The organism is Aureimonas sp. SA4125, assembly GCF_019973775.1.
Lineage (GTDB): Bacteria > Pseudomonadota > Alphaproteobacteria > Rhizobiales > Rhizobiaceae > Plantimonas.
Genome location: NZ_AP025032.1, coordinates 4,204,856 through 4,226,591, shown reverse-complemented (window position 1 = coordinate 4,226,591; position 21,736 = coordinate 4,204,856). Strand labels below are relative to the sequence as shown.

Genomic DNA, 21,736 nt, shown 5'->3' with positions numbered 1-21,736 from the left:
CGCTGCCGCCAGGTCCTCCCCATCAGGGCAGGCTCGGCAGAGTCGGCGTCGCCGGGAGCAGAATGGTGTTGTTCTCGACGACGGGGATGTCACCGGCGCTGGGTAGGACGGTCGTCGTCGACAACGGGTTGTTGGCCGCCAGGACCGCGGCGGAATCGTTGGACCCCGATCCTCCGCGGGCAAGCTCGTTGCTTCCTGCCGTGGCCTCGCGCACGTTGATGCCGGTAACCCCCACAGCCGTCGTGTAATTCACGTCATTGCCGCGAATATCCGAATGACCGGTGGCGCCGTTTCGGGCCGCGACCGAGATCATCGTCACTGCACCTGCATTGGTAGCCGTGACCGTATTGTTCGTCACAGTGGCGTAGAAGTTAGGGGTGTACCCGCCCGCATCTGGCGCATCGACGAGAATGGCGCGAGCAGCGGCGGAATTGTAGGTCACGTTGTTATTGTCGATGAGGAATCGGGCCTGCGACACCTGCCCAACCTGGCTGCTGAGGAATGCAAGTATTGCGTGGTTGGTCGCGCTCGCCGGGGACGTGACGGTGTTGTTCTGGATCGTCGCCTCCAGCAGCGACTGGGCGGTGCCCTGACCGGCAACTTGACCCACGAAGATCGCCACGCCGCCGAAGCCCGAAATGGTATTGCCGTCGCCTGCGGCCGGTCCGCCGATCAGCACCCTGGCGTCGGCATCGCCGCCGTTCGAAATCACGATGCCTTCGTTGCCTTGCGTGCCGCGCGTGATCGTATTTCTCCGGATGGTCGCGTGGAGGTTGGACTGCTCCAGCGCGCTCATCTGGATCGCCTGCGACCCCATGTTGAAGATCTGGTTGTTGTCGATGTGGACGAAGGCCTGTGCGGTGCCCCTGATCTCCAACTGGAAGCCGTCGACGCCGCCATCGTGGATGCTCGAATTTCTGACCGTCAGGTTCATCGTGCCGGTCTGATTGTAAACTTCGATCTGGTGCTCGATGGAGCCGCTGATGTTGACGTTGTCGATCAGCGAACTGCCAGTCAGGCCGGCCGTTCCAAGCGCCAGAGCGTCGCCGAAGGCGATCGCGCCCTCGATCACGCCGGCATTGTTGCCCACCGTCCCGCTGATCACGCTGTTCTCCAGCGAGAAGCCGTTCACCGCGAAGCCGCGAATGGCGCTATTCTGGAAATCGTTGAGCTGCATGCGGGCCAGCCGCACGTCGGCGGTGTTGTTCAGGTAGATGCCATTGCCGGTCGTCAACGCACCATCGGCGCCGGTCTTGTTGGCGATCGTGCCGCCCGAGCCTGCAGAGCCGGTGCCCGTCACGTGCAGGCCGCCGGCCGAGCCTGTGGTGTCGAGAATGATGCCTGTGGCGCTGCCGCCGTTTGAGGTGATGCTCTGGAACGTCAGGTCGGCCGTGCCGATATTGGTGTTGGCGACGTTGAGCGCCGTGCCGGTGGTCGAGGTGATGGTGTTCCCGGTCCCCTGCACGGTGACCGTGCCGCCGCCGGTGGCGTTGAAGCCAGTCGCCGACGTCGTATCGATATCCAAACCGCCATTGGTGAAGTTGAACGTCGCGCCGGCGTTGCTGGTCAGGTTAACGGCAGCATTGGCGCCGGTGTTCAGCGTCTTTGTCGTGCCGGAGAAGGTGACGGCGCCGCCCGAATTGGCATTGGCGAAGATGCCGGAGGCGGCGCCTCCCGTGGCCAACAGATTGCCGCTGAAGGTCACGTTGCCGGCCGTCCGGTTCTGGATGTCGATCAGCCGTCCCGCCGCGGTCCTGGATATGGTGCCGCCATAGCTGACGTTGGCGGTTCCGCCGCTGATCAGGAAGTTCGCCCCCGTCGCCGTGCTGAACGCACCCGAGCCGAGATTGACGGTGCCGGTCACGGCGTTCAGGGCGGCATTGTTCGTGCCGCCGCTCGATGTCGTGGAGGTGAAGGTGATCCCCGCCGCGACGCCATCGAGGTTGATCGCCTGTGCGGCGGTGGAATTGAGCGTGCCGGTGGTGACGTTGACAGTGCCGCCGCCCGTGGCGTTGAAGCCGAACGCGCTGTTGGTCACGATGTCGATGTTCGAAAAGCTCGTCGTGGTGTTGGCGTCGGCGAGCGATACGGCCGTGCCGGTCAGGGCCGTTCCGACGCCAAGGTCGACGGTACCGGTGAAGCTGACCGTGTTCGCACCCGTGGCGCCCGAAACGACGACACCGTTGGTCGCGCCGTTCGCCACCACCGTGCCGGCGAAATTGACGGCGCCCCCGGTGCGGTTGACGATGGTGACCGCCGTACCGCTGCTGTTGGTGATCGAACTCGTCGAATCGAAGGTGAACGCCCCGGCGCCGCCGATGATGTTCAGCGCGTTGGTCCCGGAAATGTCGACATTGGTCAGGTTGATCGTTCCGGCATGGGAGCCGGAGAAGGTGAGGCCGCCATTGGCCGCGCCGCTGATCGACACATTGGTCAACGCGGTGGTGCCGGTGACGTTGTCGAGCCGGAACGCCGTTCCGGTCGCGCCGGTGCTGGTGACGTTCGAGAGGGTCGTGCCGGCGGCGTTGAGCAGCACGTCCGTGACGTTGCCGGTGAAGCTGGTGTTCGTGATCGTCGTGTTCGTCGAGGGCGTGATCTCGATGCCGACCGTATCGAAATTGCGGATCGTCATGTTGTTGACGAGCGTGTTGGTCGCGCCGGCGCCATTGTCGTTGATGCCGCGGACCGCGCCCGCCGGATCGCCGTCGAGGATGAACCCGTCGATGATGTTGTTCTGGCTGCCCAACCTGATGACGTCTTCACCAGCGCTTGTCGTCAGCGTCGCGGCGCCGCCAGCAGTGGGATCGGCGATGGAGATGCTGTCGCTCGCCAGCTGGATCGTTGACGGCACGGTCAGCGCGAGGTTGATCGCACCCCCGCCAAACCCGCGCACCTGTTCGCCGTCCGACAGCAGCAGCGTGTCGTTGGCATTGGTGCCCGCCGCGGTGATCGCCGAGCCGTTGTTGATCAGCACGATGATATCACCGCCGTCCGAGGCCAGCTCCGCCGCCCCCAGCGTCATCGGGTTGGCGCCATTGATGCCGGACCCGCTGCCGCCACCGGTCGCGCCGTCGCTGTCGACGAAGTAGATGTCGCCGATGCCGAAGCCGAGGCCCGGGCTTGCCGGGAAGAAAACGTCGCGGAAACTGTAGGTCCCGGCGACCGGCGCTGCCGAAGCATCGATCCCGACGACGGCGGAGATGGTCGACCCCTGATCCGTGACCGATTCGCCGTCGCCATAGGAGAAGGCGAGGTTCGTCGCGGCATTGAGGAAGACGCCGGTATTGACGCCGGCGATCGAGGAACTGGCGCCCGCCACCGCCGCGTCGCCGAGCCGGACCACCGACCCGCCAAGCGCACCGCGCAGGTCGACGCCGACGCTCGTGCCGGCGGCGGCATTGTTGGTGACGTCGAAATCACCCGCGGTGACGAACGCATTGAGGGTCGCGCCGTTAAGGTCAAAGGCGATCGCCGCGCTGTCGTTGAGCGAGATGTCGAGGTCGGCGAAGGACATCGCCGCGCCCATCGTCCCGCTGATGCCGACGCCGCGCCCGGTGACGTTCTGTAGATTGACCGTCCCGAGCGCGATGGACCCGCCGCCGGTCGAGGCTACGCCCGTCAGCAGGATGGCGTTTGCTGCGCCGTTGGCCGAAACGCCGGAGAGATTGATTCCGCTGCCGCCGACGGTGATGCCGCTCAGCGAGAGCGCGGTGCCGGTCCCAGTCGAGATCGTGTTGGTGCCGGTGACGGCGATCGTGCCGCCGCCGCTGGCGATGAAGCCCGCGCCGGACAACAGGTTGGCGATCGCCATGCCGCCGGAGAAGTTGACCGTCGCACCCGTATTGTTCGAAAGGCTGACCGCGCTGCCGGCATTGGTGGCGAGGGTCATGGCGCCGGTGAAGTTGATGGTTCCGCCGGTATTGGTGTCGACGACGATGCCTTCCCCGCCGGAGTTCTCGCGCACCACCGCGCCGGTGATGTTGACGGTGCCACCGGTCCGCCCGGTCACGCGCACGGTCGGCGACGCAAAGGTCGTCTTGCGCACGCTGGCGGCGAAATCGATGTTGCCCGAGCCTCCGCTGATCAGCAGACCCGTTGCGGTGGGATCGTTCACGGCACCGACCGAGCCGGCCAGAACCGAGATGGCGCTGGTGTTGTTGCTGATCGCAAACCCGATTCCCGCTATCGCCTCCAGGTCGATAGTATCGAACCTCACCGTGCCGTTTGCGCCGTTGAGGGAGATACCCCCGGCTGCAACGGAGATCGTCGCCGAGGCGATCTCGAAGTTCGGCGCCGAGTTGGTGATGACGAGCCCCGCGCCGGCGGCGCCGGCGACCGTGATGGCGCCCAGATCGACGGTGGTGCCTGCGCCGGTTGTGTTCAAGAAGGTGACGGCGGAACCGGCGAGCACCGCGCCGGTCGCACTGAGCGAGTCGAATTGCACGCCTCCGGCACCGATCGTGGTGTTCTGGATTTCGAGGAGCTGGCCCGTCTGGGTCCCGATCGTATTCCCGGCACCCGTGACAATGACCGTGCCGCCCGTTGCGGCATAGCCGGTTCCGCTGGTCGTATTGATGTCGAGCCCGCCGGTGAAGGACGTCACGCCACCGGTCTGGGAGATGGCCGTGCCGCTGGTCGTGTCGATATTGGCAAGGCCGCTGACGTTGAGCGTGCCGCTCGCCCAGCCGATGCCGCCGCCGGTGGTGTTGTTGACGGTCAAGGCTGCGAAGTTGAACGTGCCGGTGTTGGTATTGATCGACGACAGGCCAGCACCGGAAGTATTGCTGATGGTCGTGGCGCCGGTGACGTTGAACGTGCCGGCGACCTGGTCGAAGATGATGCCGTTCGTGCCGCCGGTGGCGGTGACCGACGAGAACGTCATTCCGACCGTCAGCGGATCGAGGTTGAAGGCAACGCCATTCGTCGTGTCCACGACGCCGCTTGTGTTGTTCAAGGTAAAGGTGGTGCCGGCCCCCTTGGTATCGACCAGCAGGCCGGTGCCGCTGTTGTTGGCGATGTCGAGTGTCGTGAAGTTCAGCGTGCCGATCGGATTGACGAGAGAGATGCCGCCGCCCTGGACACGCGCGCCCGTGGTGCCGACCGTCAGCGTGCCGGCACTGACCGGCTGATCGCCAGCGGTGTCAGCGCCATCGAAATGGACATTGTCGAAGGTGATGCCGCCGCCTGATCCGCTGCCCAGCACGGTATTGTTTGCGAAGGAGCGAATGGCGACCGTGTTCGTCGCCGCGGTGAGATTCTGCCCGGAGATGCCCACGGCCACATTGCCGCCCGTGGAGCTGAAGCTGTTGCCGTCGACGGACAGAACGAAGGTGTCGGCGACCAAGGTGCCGACCGAGGTCCGGATATCGATCGCATTGGCGTTCGCCGTGATCGTATTGTTGCGGAGATAGAAGGCGGAGAGCTGATCGCTCGTCACGGCGATGCCGTCGCCCGAGACGCCCGTATTGGCGACCAGGACGCGCGCGACGCCGCCGGTTATCGTGCCCACGCCAGTCGTTGCCAGATTGATCGTATTGCCGATCGAGGTCGTCAACGTCGGTCTGACCGTGTCGATGCCGACGGGCGCGCTGATGACGGTCGAGTTGGTGATTGTCGTGAAGGAGAAGCTGTTCGGAGCGCCTGATCCGCTGATGCCGAAGTCGGCAACGTCGATCGACGCGTCGCCCGAAGCGAACGAGATCAGAACCTGGCCGTCCTTCAGGTCGAACGAGTTCACCGAACCACCGCTGACGTGAACGGCATTGTTGACCATGTCGATCTGGCCGGAGGTGGCGTCGAGAAGCTTGTCGACAAGCACGAAGACGTTGGAGGTCGACAGTTCGGCACCGGCGACGCTGCCGGGGTTCGCGAGCGAGCCATTTCCAGTGCCGGTGGGGTCGATGAAGTAGACCGACACCGCCGACAGATTGCTCGCGTCGCCAGTGAAGGTGACGTCGTCGAAATCGTAGGTGCCAGCGGCCGGCAGGCCGGTGCCGTTGTCGTCGATGACCCTGCCGCCGCCGAACGTCGCAATCGATGATTCAACCGGTGCGGCGCCATCGCCGAAGACGAGATTGGTGTTGGTGGTGCTCGAGAACAGCGCGCCGCGGGCGACGTCGGCGATGGTCGATGCCTGGCCGAGCGGATTGTTGTTCAGGAGATCGCCGAGCTGGACCGTCCCGGCACCGGTTGTGTCGGTAAGGTTGATGCCCAGCGTTCCGGCCAGGCCACCGCCGTCGACGTCGAAATCCCCGGCGGTGATGTTTCCGCTAAACGTCGCGTTCGAGAGGTCGAGCGCAGTCGTGTTTACCGAACCAAGCGTGATCTGCAGGTTGGCGAAGCTGATGGCGCCATCGCCGCCATCGATATCGACACCTGCGGCGCCGGGATTATTGATCGTGGTGGTGCCGGTAAAGCCAATGCTGCCCGAGTTCCCCGTCAACGCGATGCCATTGCCGCCGGTGGCGCCGATCGTCGTCGGACCGAAGCCGATGCCGAGGCTCGGACCGGAACCTGCGATCTCGATGCCGTTGGATCCGACGCCGCTCGTGCCCGCGATCGAGACCGTGCCGCCGCTGAAGGTGCCGGCTCCTCCGATGCTTGCGAGGTAGATCGCATCCGTGGAGATGAGGCCGGTCGAGGTGAGGCTGCTGAAATTGACGCTTGTCTCGACGTTGACCGCGTCCCAGTCGAGGATCCGCCCGGTGGTGGTATTGATCTGGCGCGTGCCGGCTGCGGAGACTTGGACAATGCCACCGCCAGATGCCGTGAAGCCGGTGCCGGTGGTCGTGTTGATGGCGAGGCCACCGGTGAAGGCGACGGTGCGGCCGGAATTGTTGGTGACGGTGACGCCATTCGCGGTTCCCGTCGTCAACGACACCTGCGTCCCGAAAGTGACGTTGCTGTTGTCGATCAGGAGGCCGCCAGCGCCGCTGCTGCCGGTCACCGCGCCCCCGAAGATGCCGCCGATCTGCACGGCGCCGATGGCATCGCTGATATCGGCGGTCACGCCGCCAATGGTCTTGGTGATTTGGTCGCCATCGAAAGCGATGGTCGCGGAGGTTCCCGCAATGCGGATCGCGGCTCCCGCGGCGCCGCTGTGGACGATGCTGCTGTCAATGGTGACGTTGCCCGTGCCGCCGCTGATGTCGACGCCATCGCCGGTACCGAGCTGGGTGATCGTGCCGGGCCAGTTCATGAGAACGGCACCGGCATTGTTCGCCAGCTGGACGGCGTCCGCGCCGTTTGCCCGGACATTGATGCCGGTGGTCTGAACCGTGCCCGAGACCGTGTTCTCCACGAGGAGTCCCGGACCGTTATTGACGGTCGTGGCGCCAAGCGACCCGCCCAGGAAGACGAAGCCGGTCGTGCCGCTGATCCGGACGCCCGAACCCGCCGCGCCGTTGACCACGGTGTTGAACATCGTCACCGTACCGTTGGCGCCGACGAGATTGACGCCGTGGCCCGCGGTATTGTTGATCGCGACCTGATTGAGGCCAAAATTGACGATGGCGCTCGAATTGTTGACTTCGATGCCGTCGGACCCGGGGCCCGACGTTCCGGCGATCGATACCGTGCCGCCTAGGAAGCTGGCACCGCTGACATTGGTGAGATTGATCGCGTCGGCCGCGACGATGCCGGATGCGGTGAGGTTTCCGAAGCTGGCGCCGCCTGCGCCGATCGTCACGCCGTTGAGGCTGAGGATCTGGCCGGTGGTCGTGGTGATCTGGCGCGTGCCGGCGGCAGCGACGCTGATGGTGCCGCCGCCGCTGGCGGTGAAGCCGGCGCCGCTGGTGGTGGTGACGGCGAGGCCGCCGTTGAAGGCGACGCTGCCGGTGTTGTTGGCCAGGGTGACGCCGTTGGACGCGCCGGTGCTCAGCGTGACGGCGCCGGTGAAGCCGGCCGTGCTGCCGGTGGTGTTCTGGATCAGGATGCCGCCGGAGAGGCCGCTGGCGTTGACGGCGCCGGAGAAGCTGAGCGTGCCGGTCGCGTGGCCGTCGACGGAGAGGATCTGGCCGCCCAGCGTCTTCGTGATCGACCCGGCATAGCCGATATTCGCGGTGCCGCCGGTGATCGCGAAGGCGTTGGCGGTGGCGCCGCTGAGCGCGCCGGTGCCGAGGACGAGCGAGCCCGCGACATTGGTGAGCGCGACGTTGTTCGCCCCGCCGGTCGAACTGGTCGAGGTGAGATTGATGCCGGCGGTGACAGCGTTCAGGGCGACCGCCGTTGCGCCCAGCGCCGACAGGGAGCCGGCGGTGACGTTGACCGTGCCGCCATTGCCGGCCGAGAGGGCGGTGACGCCATTGGTGGCGACGCCGAGATTGGCAAAGGTCAGGATCGAGGCCGTGCCGGCATTGTCGACCACGACGCCCGACGCGCCGAGCGCGGTGGTGCCGCCGAGATTGACCGTTCCGCCGAAATTCACGGTGTTGGCGGCGGTGGCGCCGCTGATGGAGATGCCGCCGGCACCGGCGCCATCGGAGGTCACCGTGCCGGCATGGGTGAAGCTGCCGCCGGTGCGGGCCGACAGGCTGACGGCGAGCCCGCCGGTATTGGCGATCGAGCTGGCGGCGTCGAAGCCGAAAGCGGCGTTGCCGCCGGCGACGACGAGCGCCGCGGCGCCGGTGAGGTCGACATTGGTCGCCGTCACCGTCCCGGCCGCGTTGTCGAAGCGCATCGCGCCGCCGGTCGCGCCGGTCACCGAGACATTGGTCAGCGTGGTGATGCCGGAAAGGTTCTGGAGGTGCAGGGCCGGGCCGGTGAAGTTGCGGACGGTCATGTTGGCGATCGTCGCGCCCGCCGATCCCGCGCTGATGATGCCGCGCGCCGCGCCGGCCGGGCTGCCGTCGAGGATGAAGCCGTCGATCAGGTTGCCCGAGGCGCCGAGCGTGATGACGTCGTTGCCGAGCCCGGAGGTCAGCGTTGCCGCGCCGCCATTGGTCGGGTCGGCCAGCGAGAAGGAGTTGCCGCCGAAGTCGAACCCGGCCGGCGCGGTGAAGCCGAGCGAGACGGCGCCGTTGGCGAAGCCGCGCACCTCTTGGCTGGAAAGCAGCAGAAGGGTGTTGTCGGCCCCGGTCGCGAAGGCGGAGATCGCGGTGCCGTTGTTGACGAGGACGATGATGTCGCCGGCGAGGGCGTTCGCCTCGGCAAAGGCGAGGGCTGCCGGATTGGCGCCGTCGCGGCCGGTCCCGTCGCCGCCGCCGGTGGCGCCGTCGCTGTCGACGAAGAAAATCCGGCCGACGCCGAAGCCCGAGCCCGGGCTGCCGTCGAGCCGCAGGTCGCGGAAGTTGAAGCTGGCCAAGGCGGGCACGCTGCCCGGGGCCGCGATGTCGACCGTCGCGTCGATCGTCGAGCCACGGTCGGTGGCGGCTTCCCCGTCGCCGAAGGTGAACTGCGCCGAGGAGGTGTTGGCGATGACCACGCCGGTCGCGACACCGGCGATGCTGGAGGACTGCCCGCCGGGATTGGCGTCGCCGAGGCGGACCGTCTGGTTGCCGGCGAGGCCGGTGAGGTCGATGCCGATCGTGGTGCCGCGGGCGCCGGCATTGGTGACGTCGAAATCGCCGGCCGTGATCGCCGCGCCGAGCGTCGCGCCATTGAGGTCGAAGGCCGTGCCCGTGCCGCCGGCAAGGCCGATGGAAAGGCTGCCGAAATTGAGCCCGGCCCCCAGCGTGCCGGAGACGTCGACGCCGCGGGCGGTCACGCCGGCCAGCGTCACCGTGCCCAGACTGATCCCTCCACCGCTCGAGCCGACATTGTTGAGGCCGATGCCGGTCGCCGCGCCATTGGCCAGGAGCGAATCGAGATTGAGCCCGCCGGCGCCGATCGTCACGCCGTCGAGGCCGAGCGCCGTTCCGCCGGTCGTGGCGATGGCTTCCGCGCCGGCCGTCGCCGCCACCGCAAGGCTGGCGCCGCCGCTCGCGGCAAGGCCCGAGCCGGTGGTCGTGCGGATCGCGAGGCCGTTGGTGAAGCTGAAGCTGCCGGGGCCGCTGACCGACACGCCGACGCCCGCCGTGGCGGAATTGTCGACCGACAGCGTCGCGAAGCTGACCGTTCCGCTGCCGGCGGCGATGGAAACACCCGCGCCCCCCGTCGCCGTGACGGACGTCGCCCCGGTGAAGGCGATATTGCCAGACGTCCCGATCAGCGCAATGCCCGCGCCGCTCGTGTTCGCGACGGTCAGGTCGTTGGCGATGAGGCTGTTGATGGCGACGGTGCTGGTCACGCCGACCAAGCCGCCGTTGATGCGGATGCGCGACAGCGTGTTGCCGTCGGAGAGATTGATGACGGGGGCAGCGATCGTCGTGGTCAGCTCGGGCGAGCCGTTGCCGGCGGTGTCGCTGATGTTGCCCGCCGTCGCCGTGGTCTGGATGACGCCGGCACCACCATAGGCAAAGCCGATGTCGAGCGTGCCGTTCGGCGCGTCGAAGGCGCGCAGCTGCTGGTTCGCGTCGAGGTCGAGACTGCCGCCGGCACCGGCGGCGTCGATCGGCGCCGCGCCGACGGGGATCAACAGCGAGGCGCTGCTGGCCTGCGCGCCGGCAATCGAGCCGGGATCGTTGATCGTCGAGCCCGTGCCCGTGCCGCCCGCGGAGAAATAGTAGGCGGTTGCCGGCAAGAACCCGGGGCCAGGCGCCGCCCCCAGGAAGTCGACGTCGAGAATGTTGTAGCTGCCGCCGGCAGGGCCGGGACTGGCGTCCAGCCGGTCCGTCGCGGTGATGCGGCTGCCCTGGTCTCCCGTGCTCTCGCCGTCGCCGAAAATGAAGTTGGCGATGTTGGCACTGTCCAACTGGATGCCGGTTGTCGGTCCCGCCGCATTGGCGCCAGCGCCGCCGATCGTGGCGCTCTGCCCCGCCACGTTCGTGTCGCCGAAGCGCACGATGCCGGTGCTCGTCGTGAAACTCAGATCGATCGCCGTTGTACCCGTGGGAGAGGTGCTGGTGAGGTCGAAATCCGTCGCCGTGAAGCCGGAGTCGAGATTTGCGCCGCGGAGATCGACACCGGTCGTGTTGTCCGACTGCAGTGCGATCTGCAGGTTGTCGAAACCGATCGTGCCGTTGGTGCCCGTGACGGCAACACCGGCGGCGCCTGGATTGGTCAGCGTGGTCGTGCCGCTGAAGGTGACCGTGCCGGCATTGCCCGACAGGCTGATGCCATTTCTGGCGGTGGCGCCGATGGTCGTCGCGCCGAAGCCGAAGGTGGCGCTCGAATTGTTGACTTCGATGCCGTCGGAACCTGCGCCACTCGTTCCCGCGATCGAGACGGTTGCGCCCGAGAGGGCACTGCCGGTGACGCCGGTGAGGTTGATCGCGTCGGCCGCGACGATGCCGGATGCGGTGAGGTTTCCGAAGCTGGCGCCGCCTGCGCCGATCGTCACGCCGTTGAGGCTGAGGATCTGGCCGGTGGTCGTGGTGATCTGGCGCGTGCCGGCGGCAGCGACGCTGATGGTGCCGCCGCCGCTGGCGGTGAAGCCGGCGCCGCTGGTGGTGGTGACGGCGAGGCCGCCGTTGAAGGCGACGCTGCCGGTGTTGTTGGCCAGGGTGACGCCGTTGGACGCGCCGGTGCTCAGCGTGACGGCGCCGGTGAAGCCGGCCGTGCTGCCGGTGGTGTTCTGGATCAGGATGCCGCCGGAGAGGCCGCTGGCGTTGACGGCGCCGGAGAAGCTGAGCGTGCCGGTCGCGTGGCCGTCGACGGAGAGGATCTGGCCGCCCAGCGTCTTCGTGATCGACCCGGCATAGCCGATATTCGCGGTGCCGCCGGTGATCGCGAAGGCGTTGGCGGTGGCGCCGCTGAGCGCGCCGGTGCCGAGGACGAGCGAGCCCGCGACATTGGTGAGCGCGACGTTGTTCGCCCCGCCGGTCGAACTGGTCGAGGTGAGATTGATGCCGGCGGTGACAGCGTTCAGGGCGACCGCCGTTGCGCCCAGCGCCGACAGGGAGCCGGCGGTGACGTTGACCGTGCCGCCATTGCCGGCCGAGAGGGCGGTGACGCCATTGGTGGCGACGCCGAGATTGGCAAAGGTCAGGATCGAGGCCGTGCCGGCATTGTCGACCACGACGCCCGACGCGCCGAGCGCGGTGGTGCCGCCGAGATTGACCGTTCCGCCGAAATTCACGGTGTTGGCGGCGGTGGCGCCGCTGATGGAGATGCCGCCGGCACCGGCGCCATCGGAGGTCACCGTGCCGGCATGGGTGAAGCTGCCGCCGGTGCGGGCCGACAGGCTGACGGCGAGCCCGCCGGTATTGGCGATCGAGCTGGCGGCGTCGAAGCCGAAAGCGGCGTTGCCGCCGGCGACGACGAGCGCCGCGGCGCCGGTGAGGTCGACATTGGTCGCCGTCACCGTCCCGGCCGCGTTGTCGAAGCGCATCGCGCCGCCGGTCGCGCCGGTCACCGAGACATTGGTCAGCGTGGTGATGCCGGAAAGGTTCTGGAGGTGCAGGGCCGGGCCGGTGAAGTTGCGGACGGTCATGTTGGCGATCGTCGCGCCCGCCGATCCCGCGCTGATGATGCCGCGCGCCGCGCCGGCCGGGCTGCCGTCGAGGATGAAGCCGTCGATCAGGTTGCCCGAGGCGCCGAGCGTGATGACGTCGTTGCCGAGCCCGGAGGTCAGCGTTGCCGCGCCGCCATTGGTCGGGTCGGCCAGCGAGAAGGAGTTGCCGCCGAAGTCGAACCCGGCCGGCGCGGTGAAGCCGAGCGAGACGGCGCCGTTGGCGAAGCCGCGCACCTCTTGGCTGGAAAGCAGCAGAAGGGTGTTGTCGGCCCCGGTCGCGAAGGCGGAGATCGCGGTGCCGTTGTTGACGAGGACGATGATGTCGCCGGCGAGGGCGTTCGCCTCGGCAAAGGCGAGGGCTGCCGGATTGGCGCCGTCGCGGCCGGTCCCGTCGCCGCCGCCGGTGGCGCCGTCGCTGTCGACGAAGAAAATCCGGCCGACGCCGAAGCCCGAGCCCGGGCTGCCGTCGAGCCGCAGGTCGCGGAAGTTGAAGCTGGCCAAGGCGGGCACGCTGCCCGGGGCCGCGATGTCGACCGTCGCGTCGATCGTCGAGCCACGGTCGGTGGCGGCTTCCCCGTCGCCGAAGGTGAACTGCGCCGAGGAGGTGTTGGCGATGACCACGCCGGTCGCGACACCGGCGATGCTGGAGGACTGCCCGCCGGGATTGGCGTCGCCGAGGCGGACCGTCTGGTTGCCGGCGAGGCCGGTGAGGTCGATGCCGATCGTGGTGCCGCGGGCGCCGGCATTGGTGACGTCGAAATCGCCGGCCGTGATCGCCGCGCCGAGCGTCGCGCCATTGAGGTCGAAGGCCGTGCCCGTGCCGCCGGCAAGGCCGATGGAAAGGCTGCCGAAATTGAGCCCGGCCCCCAGCGTGCCGGAGACGTCGACGCCGCGGGCGGTCACGCCGGCCAGCGTCACCGTGCCCAGACTGATCCCTCCACCGCTCGAGCCGACATTGTTGAGGCCGATGCCGGTCGCCGCGCCATTGGCCAGGAGCGAATCGAGATTGAGCCCGCCGGCGCCGATCGTCACGCCGTCGAGGCCGAGCGCCGTTCCGCCGGTCGTGGCGATGGCTTCCGCGCCGGCCGTCGCCGCCACCGCAAGGCTGGCGCCGCCGCTCGCGGCAAGGCCCGAGCCGGTGGTCGTGCGGATCGCGAGGCCGTTGGTGAAGCTGAAGCTGCCGGGGCCGCTGACCGACACGCCGACGCCCGCCGTGGCGGAATTGTCGACCGACAGCGTCGCGAAGCTGACCGTTCCGCTGCCGGCGGCGATGGAAACACCCGCGCCCCCCGTCGCCGTGACGGACGTCGCCCCGGTGAAGGCGATATTGCCAGACGTCCCGATCAGCGCAATGCCCGCGCCGCTCGTGTTCGCGATCCGGATATTGTCCGCGATCAGATTGGTGATGCTGCTGCCGGCGATGCCGGACGCGCCGCCGCTCGTCGAGATCGCGGACAGCTGGTTGCCGCTCGAAAGGTTGACGACGTTCGATCCGGCGGCGGTGGTGGTCAGCGTCGGCGATGCCCTGCCGGTCAGGTTGTTGATCGTGGCACTGAGGGCGGAGATCTGGATGGTGGCCGGGCCGGTGAACCCGACTGCCAGAGATCCGTTGGCAGTCTGGAATCCGCGCAGTTGCTGCGCCGCTGCCAGATCGAGGCTGCCGAGGCCACCGCCATTTGCCGCATTGATCGTAGCCGGACCGATCGGCACCAGCACGGTGGCACCGCTGGCCTCGGCGCCGCCGATCGAGCCGGGATCGAACTGGGTCGCGCCGGTGCCCGTTCCGGTCTCGGAGAAATAGTACACGGTTGCCGGATTGAAGCCGGCGCCAGGCGCGGCGCCGAGGAAATCGACGTCGAGGAAATTGTAGTTGCCAAGGGTCGGCGCGCTCGCGGCATTGATCGCCGTCGTTGCCGTGATGCGGCTGCCGCGATCGACCGCATCCTCGCCATCGCCGAAGGTGAAGGCGGCGTCGCTGGCGGCGTCGACGAAGACGCCGGTGGCGAAATTGGTCAGGCTGGACGGAGTGTCCGCCGCCGGGTTGGGCGCCGGCGAGACGCCGATGCGGATCGCCTGGCCACCGCTGACGCCGCGCAGGTCGATGCCGACCGAGCCGGCGGGCGGGGTGCCGCCGCTGCCGGTCGCGACCAGCGATCGCGCGTTGAAGGCGCCGGTAAGGGCGGCGCCGTTGAAGTCGAGCGCGACGGCACCCGCCGCGACGCCGGTGATCGCGACATCGCCGAAGCTGAGCGTCCCGGCCGCGCCGGAAATGTCGATGCCGTTGCCCGCCGGCGCGGTGATGGCGACATTGCCGAACGACAGGCTGCCCGTCGCGCCGGAGATCGCGAGATTGGCGCCACCGGCGAGCCTGGCCGAGCCGCTGAGCGCGTAGGCGCCACTGACGCCGACGAAGCGCAACCCGGTTCCGCCGTTTGCGCTGATCGAGGATGCGGCATCGAAGCTGACGCTGCCGGAATGGCCGGCGGTGACCGACAAGGCGGCACCGGCGCCCGAATGGACGATGTCCGCGTTGATGCCCGTCAGTGCGACGGTGCCGCCCGTCAGCGCGAGCTGGCCGATCGTCGAATTCTCGATGCGCCCGGTTCCGGTCGCGTTTGTCAGGGCGATCGACGCGACTTCGCTGCTGTGGATGCTCACGCCGCTGATGCCGTTGCCGAACACCGCGACGGCCCCGGCGCCATTGTCGATCACTGTCCCGAGCAGGGCGTTGTCGCGGCCGAGGACCAGCGTGTTGCTTCCTCCCTCGGTCGTTGTCAGGCGCGGCGCGCCGTTGCCGGCATTGGGGTTGCGGACGATGTTGGCATCGATGCCGGTGAGGAGCAGGTTGGAGGGCGCGCGGCCGCCGCCCAGATCGATCAGGTCCTGCAACAGGAAGCTGATGACGCGCTGCCCCGTGGCGAGAGTGAGCGAGCCCAGCGCGCCCTGGATGGCGGAGGCGGCGTCAATGACGTCCTGCCCGGCGGACTGGTTGTCGACCAAGGCGATGACGTCGGCGCCGCTGGCGCTCGCCTGGGCCAGCGTGCCGGGATCTTCCGCCGTGCCGTCCGCGATCCCGGGGTTGTTGCCGCCATCGGCATCGACATAGAAGACCGTGACGCCGGTCAGGTTGGTGATGTCGCCGACGAGGGCGACGTCGCGCAGATTGTAGATGCCCGTCGTGGCATTCAGCCCGCCGATCTCGAGGGGCCGTGCAGCGTCGATTTGGCTGGCGCGTCCGTCTGCATCGGTGGCAGAGCCGTCGCCGTACTGGAAAAGGCCGGTCGCTGCGGCGTCGCGAAGGTCGATGCCCACGGCGACCCCGCTGATGGTCCCGGAATCGGCCGTGACGACGTCGAAAGTGTTCGTCGAACCGGAATAGTCGATGCCGACGGAGCCGGCGGCGCCCGTACCGGTAATGTCGAGCGTTTGGAAGGCCAGCGCTACCCGCGTCGAGGCAAAGCCGGCCTTGTCCGTCAGATCGAGGCCGGTGCCGGTGCCGAGGCCGGTGATGTCGACATGGCCGAAGCCGACGCTGCCGTTCGTCCCGGCAATGTTGATGCCGCCGAGGCCGGGATTGGCGATGGCGGTGTCGGCGAAGGTGAGCGAGCCGGCATTGCTGGCCAGAAAGATGCCCATGCCGCCCGGGTTGGTGATGGTCGTCGTGGCGAAGGAAATGGGCCCGGCATTCCCCGCAAGCTCGATGCCGTCCCCGGCGGCATTCGTCACCGATGTGGTGCCGAAGCTCAGCGATCCGACGTTGTTCTCGGCGGCAATGCCGTGGCCGCCGACATTGGTGATGGTCGTCGTGCCGAAAACAAGGTCTCCCGTATTGTTGGTGGCGAGGAGACCGTCGCCTGTCGCCCCGTCGACGAGGACCGCGTCGATGACCAGTGCCGGCGAACCACCGTCGCGCGCCAGGATGTTGTCGAGGAAGAGCCCGTTGTTGCCGCCGGATCCCTGTCCGTCGGCATCGACCGAAGACACGCTGCCGAAACGCGCCGCCAGCGCCACCGGATCGATGTCGACGGCCGCGCCGCCGACCGTGGTGATCGCCCCGCCGGTGTTGCCGAAGTTGAAATCGCCGCCCGCGCCGCCGCGGTCCCGGATGAACAGGCCGGCGCCGTCGATGTTGGCGATCAGCAGACTGGCGAAGTTCAGGTCGCCTGCCACCTGGTTGAGCCGCAGGCCGTCGCCGACGATCGCCGCCGGGTCGGTCTGTGCGCCGACGGTCAGGTCGCCGGCTTCGACACGCTGGAAGCCGGCAGCCCGAGGGTCGGCGTCGAACGTGACGCCGTCGAAGAGGACGCCGCCGCCGCCCGCGCTGGCGACACCGACGCCGCTGAAGCCAGTGACGGTGGTCGTGCCGCCGCCGAGGCCGTTCACGGCGATTCCCGCCCCTCCGACCCCCGCGACCGACAGGCCGTCGATGGCAAGCGTGTTGGTGCCGGCGTTGTTGGCGATCGAGAAGCCCGTCGCGGCGCTGCCGGCGATGGTGATCCGCTGCAGCGTCAGCGTGCCGACATTGGTGCCCGCGATCCCGGCGAGACCGCCGGTGATGGTCAACGCCTGGAGGCGGTTGCCCGCAGCCAGCGAAATGACGTTCGCGGTCGGGAGGCCGGCGATCACCGGCGCGGTCTGCCCCAGTTGGAAATTCGTCACGGTCCCGTCGGCGAGTCGCACCGGGATGGCCACGCCGCCGCCGACGAGGCGCTGGCCGTCGGCGAGCGTCACGCCCGGCGTGTCGATCGTCCCGTTGTTTCCCTCGGCGACGATCGTGCCGTTCCCGCCGGCCCGCTGCACCGCGTCTTCCAGCGTCGTCGGATCGGCCAGCGTCCCGGCGCCCAGGGTTTCGGCACCGTCGGCGACATAGATCGAATTGAGCGGCAGGCCGGTCAGCGGGTCGGTCGCGACGCTGATCTGGGGGATTCCCGTCGTCGAGTGGGTCCGCTCGGAGGTCTGGATGCGGGTCGTGCGCACCACGCGCTGCGTCATCCGCTCCTCGATCGGCGAAAGCACCCGCGCATCCGCTTCGGTTCGGGCGGGCGCGCCGAGAGGAATGCGCAGGCGCACCTCACCGGCGAAATTCGTGCCATGTGCCTCATCATGGGTGAGGCCTGCCGAAAGGATGAGGTCGGCACCGGGCAGGCTGTCGCCCAGAACGTCGTGGACGCTGTATTCCAGCCGGCCGCTCACCCCGGTGAAGCTGTCGACGCCGTCTCCGTCGTAGTGATAGGCGCCGACGAAGGCCTTCAACTGATCGTCGAGCCGGTCGAAGCCGATCGGCAGGTTGACGCCGATCTCGCCCTCGACGCCTGTCAGCGGCACTTCGTCGACTGTGATGCGTCGGCTCGACACCTGCTCCACGAGCCGGTTGTCGAGAAGGGTCAGCGTTCCCGGCTGGCTCAGCGCGACGGTTCTGTCGGATATCCGGCTCGCCCCCGAGAAGGGCAGCTGCACGTTGATGCGCGCTTCGGCGGCGGTGCCGATGGCCTCGGCGCCGAGCGAGATGGCACCGTAGCTGTTCCCCTCGTCCGTCTGCGTGACGTCGATGGCGACGATGCCGCCAAGGATGAGGTCCGGGCTGACGATCTTGCGATAGCCGACGCCGAAGGTCCCATAGACTTCGGAGTCGAAGTCGCCGTTGATGCCGGCGTCGATGAAGATCATCGAATCCTGATTCTGCGCCAGCGGGACAAAGAACTCCACGCCGGCCGCCGAATGCTCGCGCGCCGTTTGCCCGACAATGTCGGCATGCGCTCCCCAGAGCGGCCCATTGGCCGAGGAAGCCGGGCTCTCCTGAGCGCGGGCCCCACCATTGACCGCCGCGCAGGCCAAGGCCGCCAGGCAGGTGCCAGTCATCAGTCGCTGCGATCGCCGAGAACGCATAGAGTCGATCCCCCTCCGGTTCGCCCTCTCGAGCCGGAGCCTTGGCGGGATATAAGCACAACTTAGAAGCGACGCGTAAGGGGAAGTCGGGCGGGATATTGACGTTTCGTTAGTGTGAATGGGCTCGGCCAAGGTCGGCCACTTCGGAGGCCGGTCGCAAACGGTTGGATCAGTTTGTCAATTTGCCGGCGTTGCACAATAGTCGCAGTGGGATTGTTTGTACGCAGAACGATCCGAATCCCGAATGGGCGGATGTATCTGGCTGAGTGAGCACAATGCTGGATCGCGTCGCACCTCGTCGCGACAATTCTTTCGTCAGCCCTGCCAGCCCATGACCCGGTGATCCACCGGCCCTGCCGGAAGTGGCGGCAACACGCCGTCAACGACACCACGTCACGGGACGCGGTCGGCCATCGTGATGACCCTGACCGCCGTGCGGCGGCGCCCAATTGACCTTGGTGCATCCGAAGGCGACACTTATGCCCCGAGCAGGTTCGAGCGCAGTGTCGCCCTCGACAGCAACTCAAGTCCCGTGGACATGCCCGTGTATGACGATAACGGCATCGCACAAGGCCTCCCGCAGGCAGCCCGATATTCGGCGCTCGCGCGGGTGCTGCACTGGATCGTCGCGGCGCTGGTGATTGTCGTGTGGCCCGCGGGGATGGTCATCGAATTCCTCGCCGAGGACAACAAGACGATCGGCTATCTCCTGCACGAGTCTTTCGGTTTTCTGATCCTGTGGATCATGCTGGCGCGGCTCGCGGTCAGGCTGTTGCGCGGGGCGCCGGAGCGTGAACCGATGCCGCTCTGGCAGGCGCGGATCGCGGGCACCGTCCACGTCGCGCTCTATGCCGCGTTGATCGCGATGCCTGTGGCCGGATTTCTCGCCACCAACGCCTTCGGCTTTCCCTTGCGCCTTTTCGGCGTCCTGCCGATCCCGAGCCCGATCGGCAAGGACGAGGCCTTGGCGCCCGTCTTCATGACCGTGCACACGGTACTGGGCTGGACGATCCTCGTGCTCTTTCTGCTGCACATGGCCGGCGTCATCCATCACCACGTTCTGCGCCGCGACGCCACGCTCTACCGGATGATCTAGGACGCCGCAGCCCCTTGTGGCGGCGTCACGGATGCCGGGCCGGCGGCAGAGCCAGCATGTCGCGATGGCCGACGCGGACGCCGCAACCGGCACGGGCGGTTTCCCTCCGGTGGCGGAGCCAGCCGGTAACCTCGTCGTGCATCGCCGCCCGGGCCGGCGCGGCAAGCCCCTCATGGAACGCGTCCTGCAATGCGAGGTCGCCGACGCCGAGAGTCCAGTCGCTCGTCGCCGACTGCACCCTGTAGCCCCTGGCGACAAAGGCGGCTTCGAGAAGCACGGCAGCCCCGCCGCCGAGGCCCGGACCAAATCCCTTGTCGCGTTGCTGATCCAGGGAGAACGCCTTCACGATCTCGTCGTCGAGCGGATGCGGACTGTCCCAGACGATCCGACCGTCGACGGTCAGCGCGGCGTAGAGTGCAAGACCGCGCCGTGCCATTCGCTCGGCGAGATCCTCGATGAAGCTCGAGGAGACGAGATCGAACACGGCCGACGCGGTGACCAGCGCGGCCGTCTGGAAGATCTCGTCGTCGAAACCGGCGAGATCGGCTGTATGCAGCCGCACCCGGTCGCGCCCCGCCGGTGGCAGCAGCATGTGGGCGCGGGCCAGCAGGGCCTCGTCGTCGTCGACGAAGACCCAGGGCGTTTCCGGGCGCAGCTGCGGGTCGAGGGCCCGGAAGGTCGAGCCGGTGCCGCAGCCGAGATCGACGACCGCCCCTTGCCCGGACGCAACATGGGCAGCGGCAGCCTCGAGAAGTTCGCTTGCGCGCGCCGCGCGATCGGCGGGCTCGCGGAGGGACAGCCAGTCGGATTCGAACCCGCTCATGCGGCAAGCCGTCGAAGCGTGTCGTCGATGTGCCGCGCCGAGTTTTCCCAGGTCGCAAGACGCTGTCCCGCATCGAAGGCGCCATCGGCATACCGCCGGCGAAGCGCTGGATCGGCGAGGAGCGTTCTCAGCGCGCCGCCAAAAGCCGGCACGTCGTTCGGCTCGACCAGAATGCCGGCATCTGCCGGCACCACTTCCGCCACTGCGCCCGCGCGCGTGCCGACGATCGGCAATCCATGGGCCAGCGCCTCTGCGAACACCATGCCGTAGCCCTCGTAATGGGTGGCGAGCGCGAAGAGGTCGGCGCGGGCGAACGCGGCGCCCGTATCGTCCACGCCTCCCGCAAGCGTGATCCGATCGCCGAGGCCGAACCCGCCGATCAGTTGGGCGAGGGCGGAAGCGTGATCCAGATCACGGGTGGCATCCCCGACGATGCGGCAACGCCAGTCGAGATCGGCGACGCGGGACAGCGCCGTAATCAGCACGTCGTGGCCCTTGCGGGGCACCAGTGTTCCGACCGAGAGGATCGTCGGCGGAGCGCCTTGCGCCGGTGCGCGCGCCTGGCGGTCGGTGCCCGGTACCGCGACGGTGATGCGGCCCGGCTCGACGCCGAACGAATCCGTCAGCTCCCGGCCGGTCATCGCGCTGGTCACGACGACGGCACGGGCGAGTTCGAGCGCGCGGGTCTCGGCGGCACGAAGCGCGTCTTGGCGCTGGCGGGTCAGTCCGGTCTCCAGCGCAAGCGGATGGTGGATGAGGGCGACGAAGGCGAGCCGGTCCGCTTGCGCCGCGAAAACCTCCGGCGCGGCCGAGAAGGCGAGACCATCGACGAGCACTGCGGCCCCGTCGCCGATTTCCGCCAGAAGCCGCGCGGTTTCCTCGATGTCCGAGGGACCGGGATCGGGGAAGCTGCCCGGCAGTTCCAGGTGCGTGACGGACCAGCCGAGCGCGCCGAGTTCGGCGATCATCCGCCGGTCATAGGCATAGCCGCCGGTCATCGTCCTGAGATCGCCGGGGATCGCGAAGACGAGGCGTCGGTTCAAAGCGCCGCCTCGTACCAGGCGCGGGCGACATGCGATTCGTGCAGGCGGATACGCAGGCGCTCGACCCGTCCGCCAGCCTCGCCCATGCGGCCCGCAGCGATCAGCGCCGCGATGGCGTCGAAGATGTGCTTGGCGAGAAACTCGGTCGTCGTCACCTTTCCCTTGAACGTCGGCATCTCGTCGAGATTGCCGTAGTTCAGCGGCTTCAGGACATCGGCCAGGATTTCCATCGCCGCGCCGATATCGACGCCGAGCCCGTCCTCATCGAGATCGGGGGTGAAGAAGGCCGCATCCACGGTGAAGGTGGCGCCGTGCATTCCCTGCGCCGGACCGAAGACCGGACGCGGGAGGGAATGGGCGATCATGATGTGGTCGGTCACTTCGACGGCGAACATGGC

Annotated in this window: 5 protein-coding genes; 1 reads left to right on the top strand and 4 read right to left on the bottom strand. The window is 67.9% G+C overall.

Annotation, left to right across the window (positions count from 1 at the left end; all coding sequences use genetic code 11):
- Positions 1 to 22 precede the first annotated feature (22 nt).
- On the bottom strand, positions 23 to 18,508 hold the full coding sequence (locus tag Sa4125_RS19940) for a hypothetical protein (RefSeq protein WP_224000925.1): 18,486 nt from the start codon (positions 18,506 to 18,508) through the stop codon (positions 23 to 25).
- A 286-nt stretch (positions 18,509 to 18,794) separates the two neighbouring features.
- Between Sa4125_RS19940 and Sa4125_RS19935 the strand changes: the two genes are divergently transcribed.
- Entirely contained in the window at positions 18,795 to 19,472 is a 678-nt protein-coding gene (locus tag Sa4125_RS19935) for a cytochrome b (protein ID WP_224000924.1), read from the top strand.
- Positions 19,473 to 19,497: 25 nt separating this feature from the next.
- On the opposite strand, the gene Sa4125_RS19930 is transcribed toward Sa4125_RS19935, so the two are convergent.
- The 3 genes from Sa4125_RS19930 to Sa4125_RS19920 are packed head-to-tail and all read right to left on the bottom strand — an operon-like array spanning position 19,498 to position 21,733.
- Positions 19,498 to 20,295 carry a class I SAM-dependent methyltransferase gene (locus tag Sa4125_RS19930; RefSeq protein WP_224000922.1) on the bottom strand — a complete coding sequence of 266 codons (798 nt, stop codon included), beginning with the start codon at positions 20,293 to 20,295 and terminating at the stop codon, positions 19,498 to 19,500.
- Complete coding sequence (locus Sa4125_RS19925; protein ID WP_224000920.1) at positions 20,292 to 21,338, bottom strand: glycosyltransferase family 4 protein; 1,047 nt, start codon at positions 21,336 to 21,338, stop codon at positions 20,292 to 20,294. The genes Sa4125_RS19930 and Sa4125_RS19925 overlap by 4 nt, the downstream gene beginning before the upstream one ends.
- Positions 21,335 to 21,733 (bottom strand): 6-carboxytetrahydropterin synthase, encoded by a 399-nt coding sequence (locus Sa4125_RS19920; protein WP_224000918.1) that lies wholly within the window; start codon positions 21,731 to 21,733, stop codon positions 21,335 to 21,337. Before Sa4125_RS19920 ends, Sa4125_RS19925 begins: the two co-directional genes overlap by 4 nt.
- Between the last annotated feature and the right edge of the window lie 3 nt (positions 21,734 to 21,736).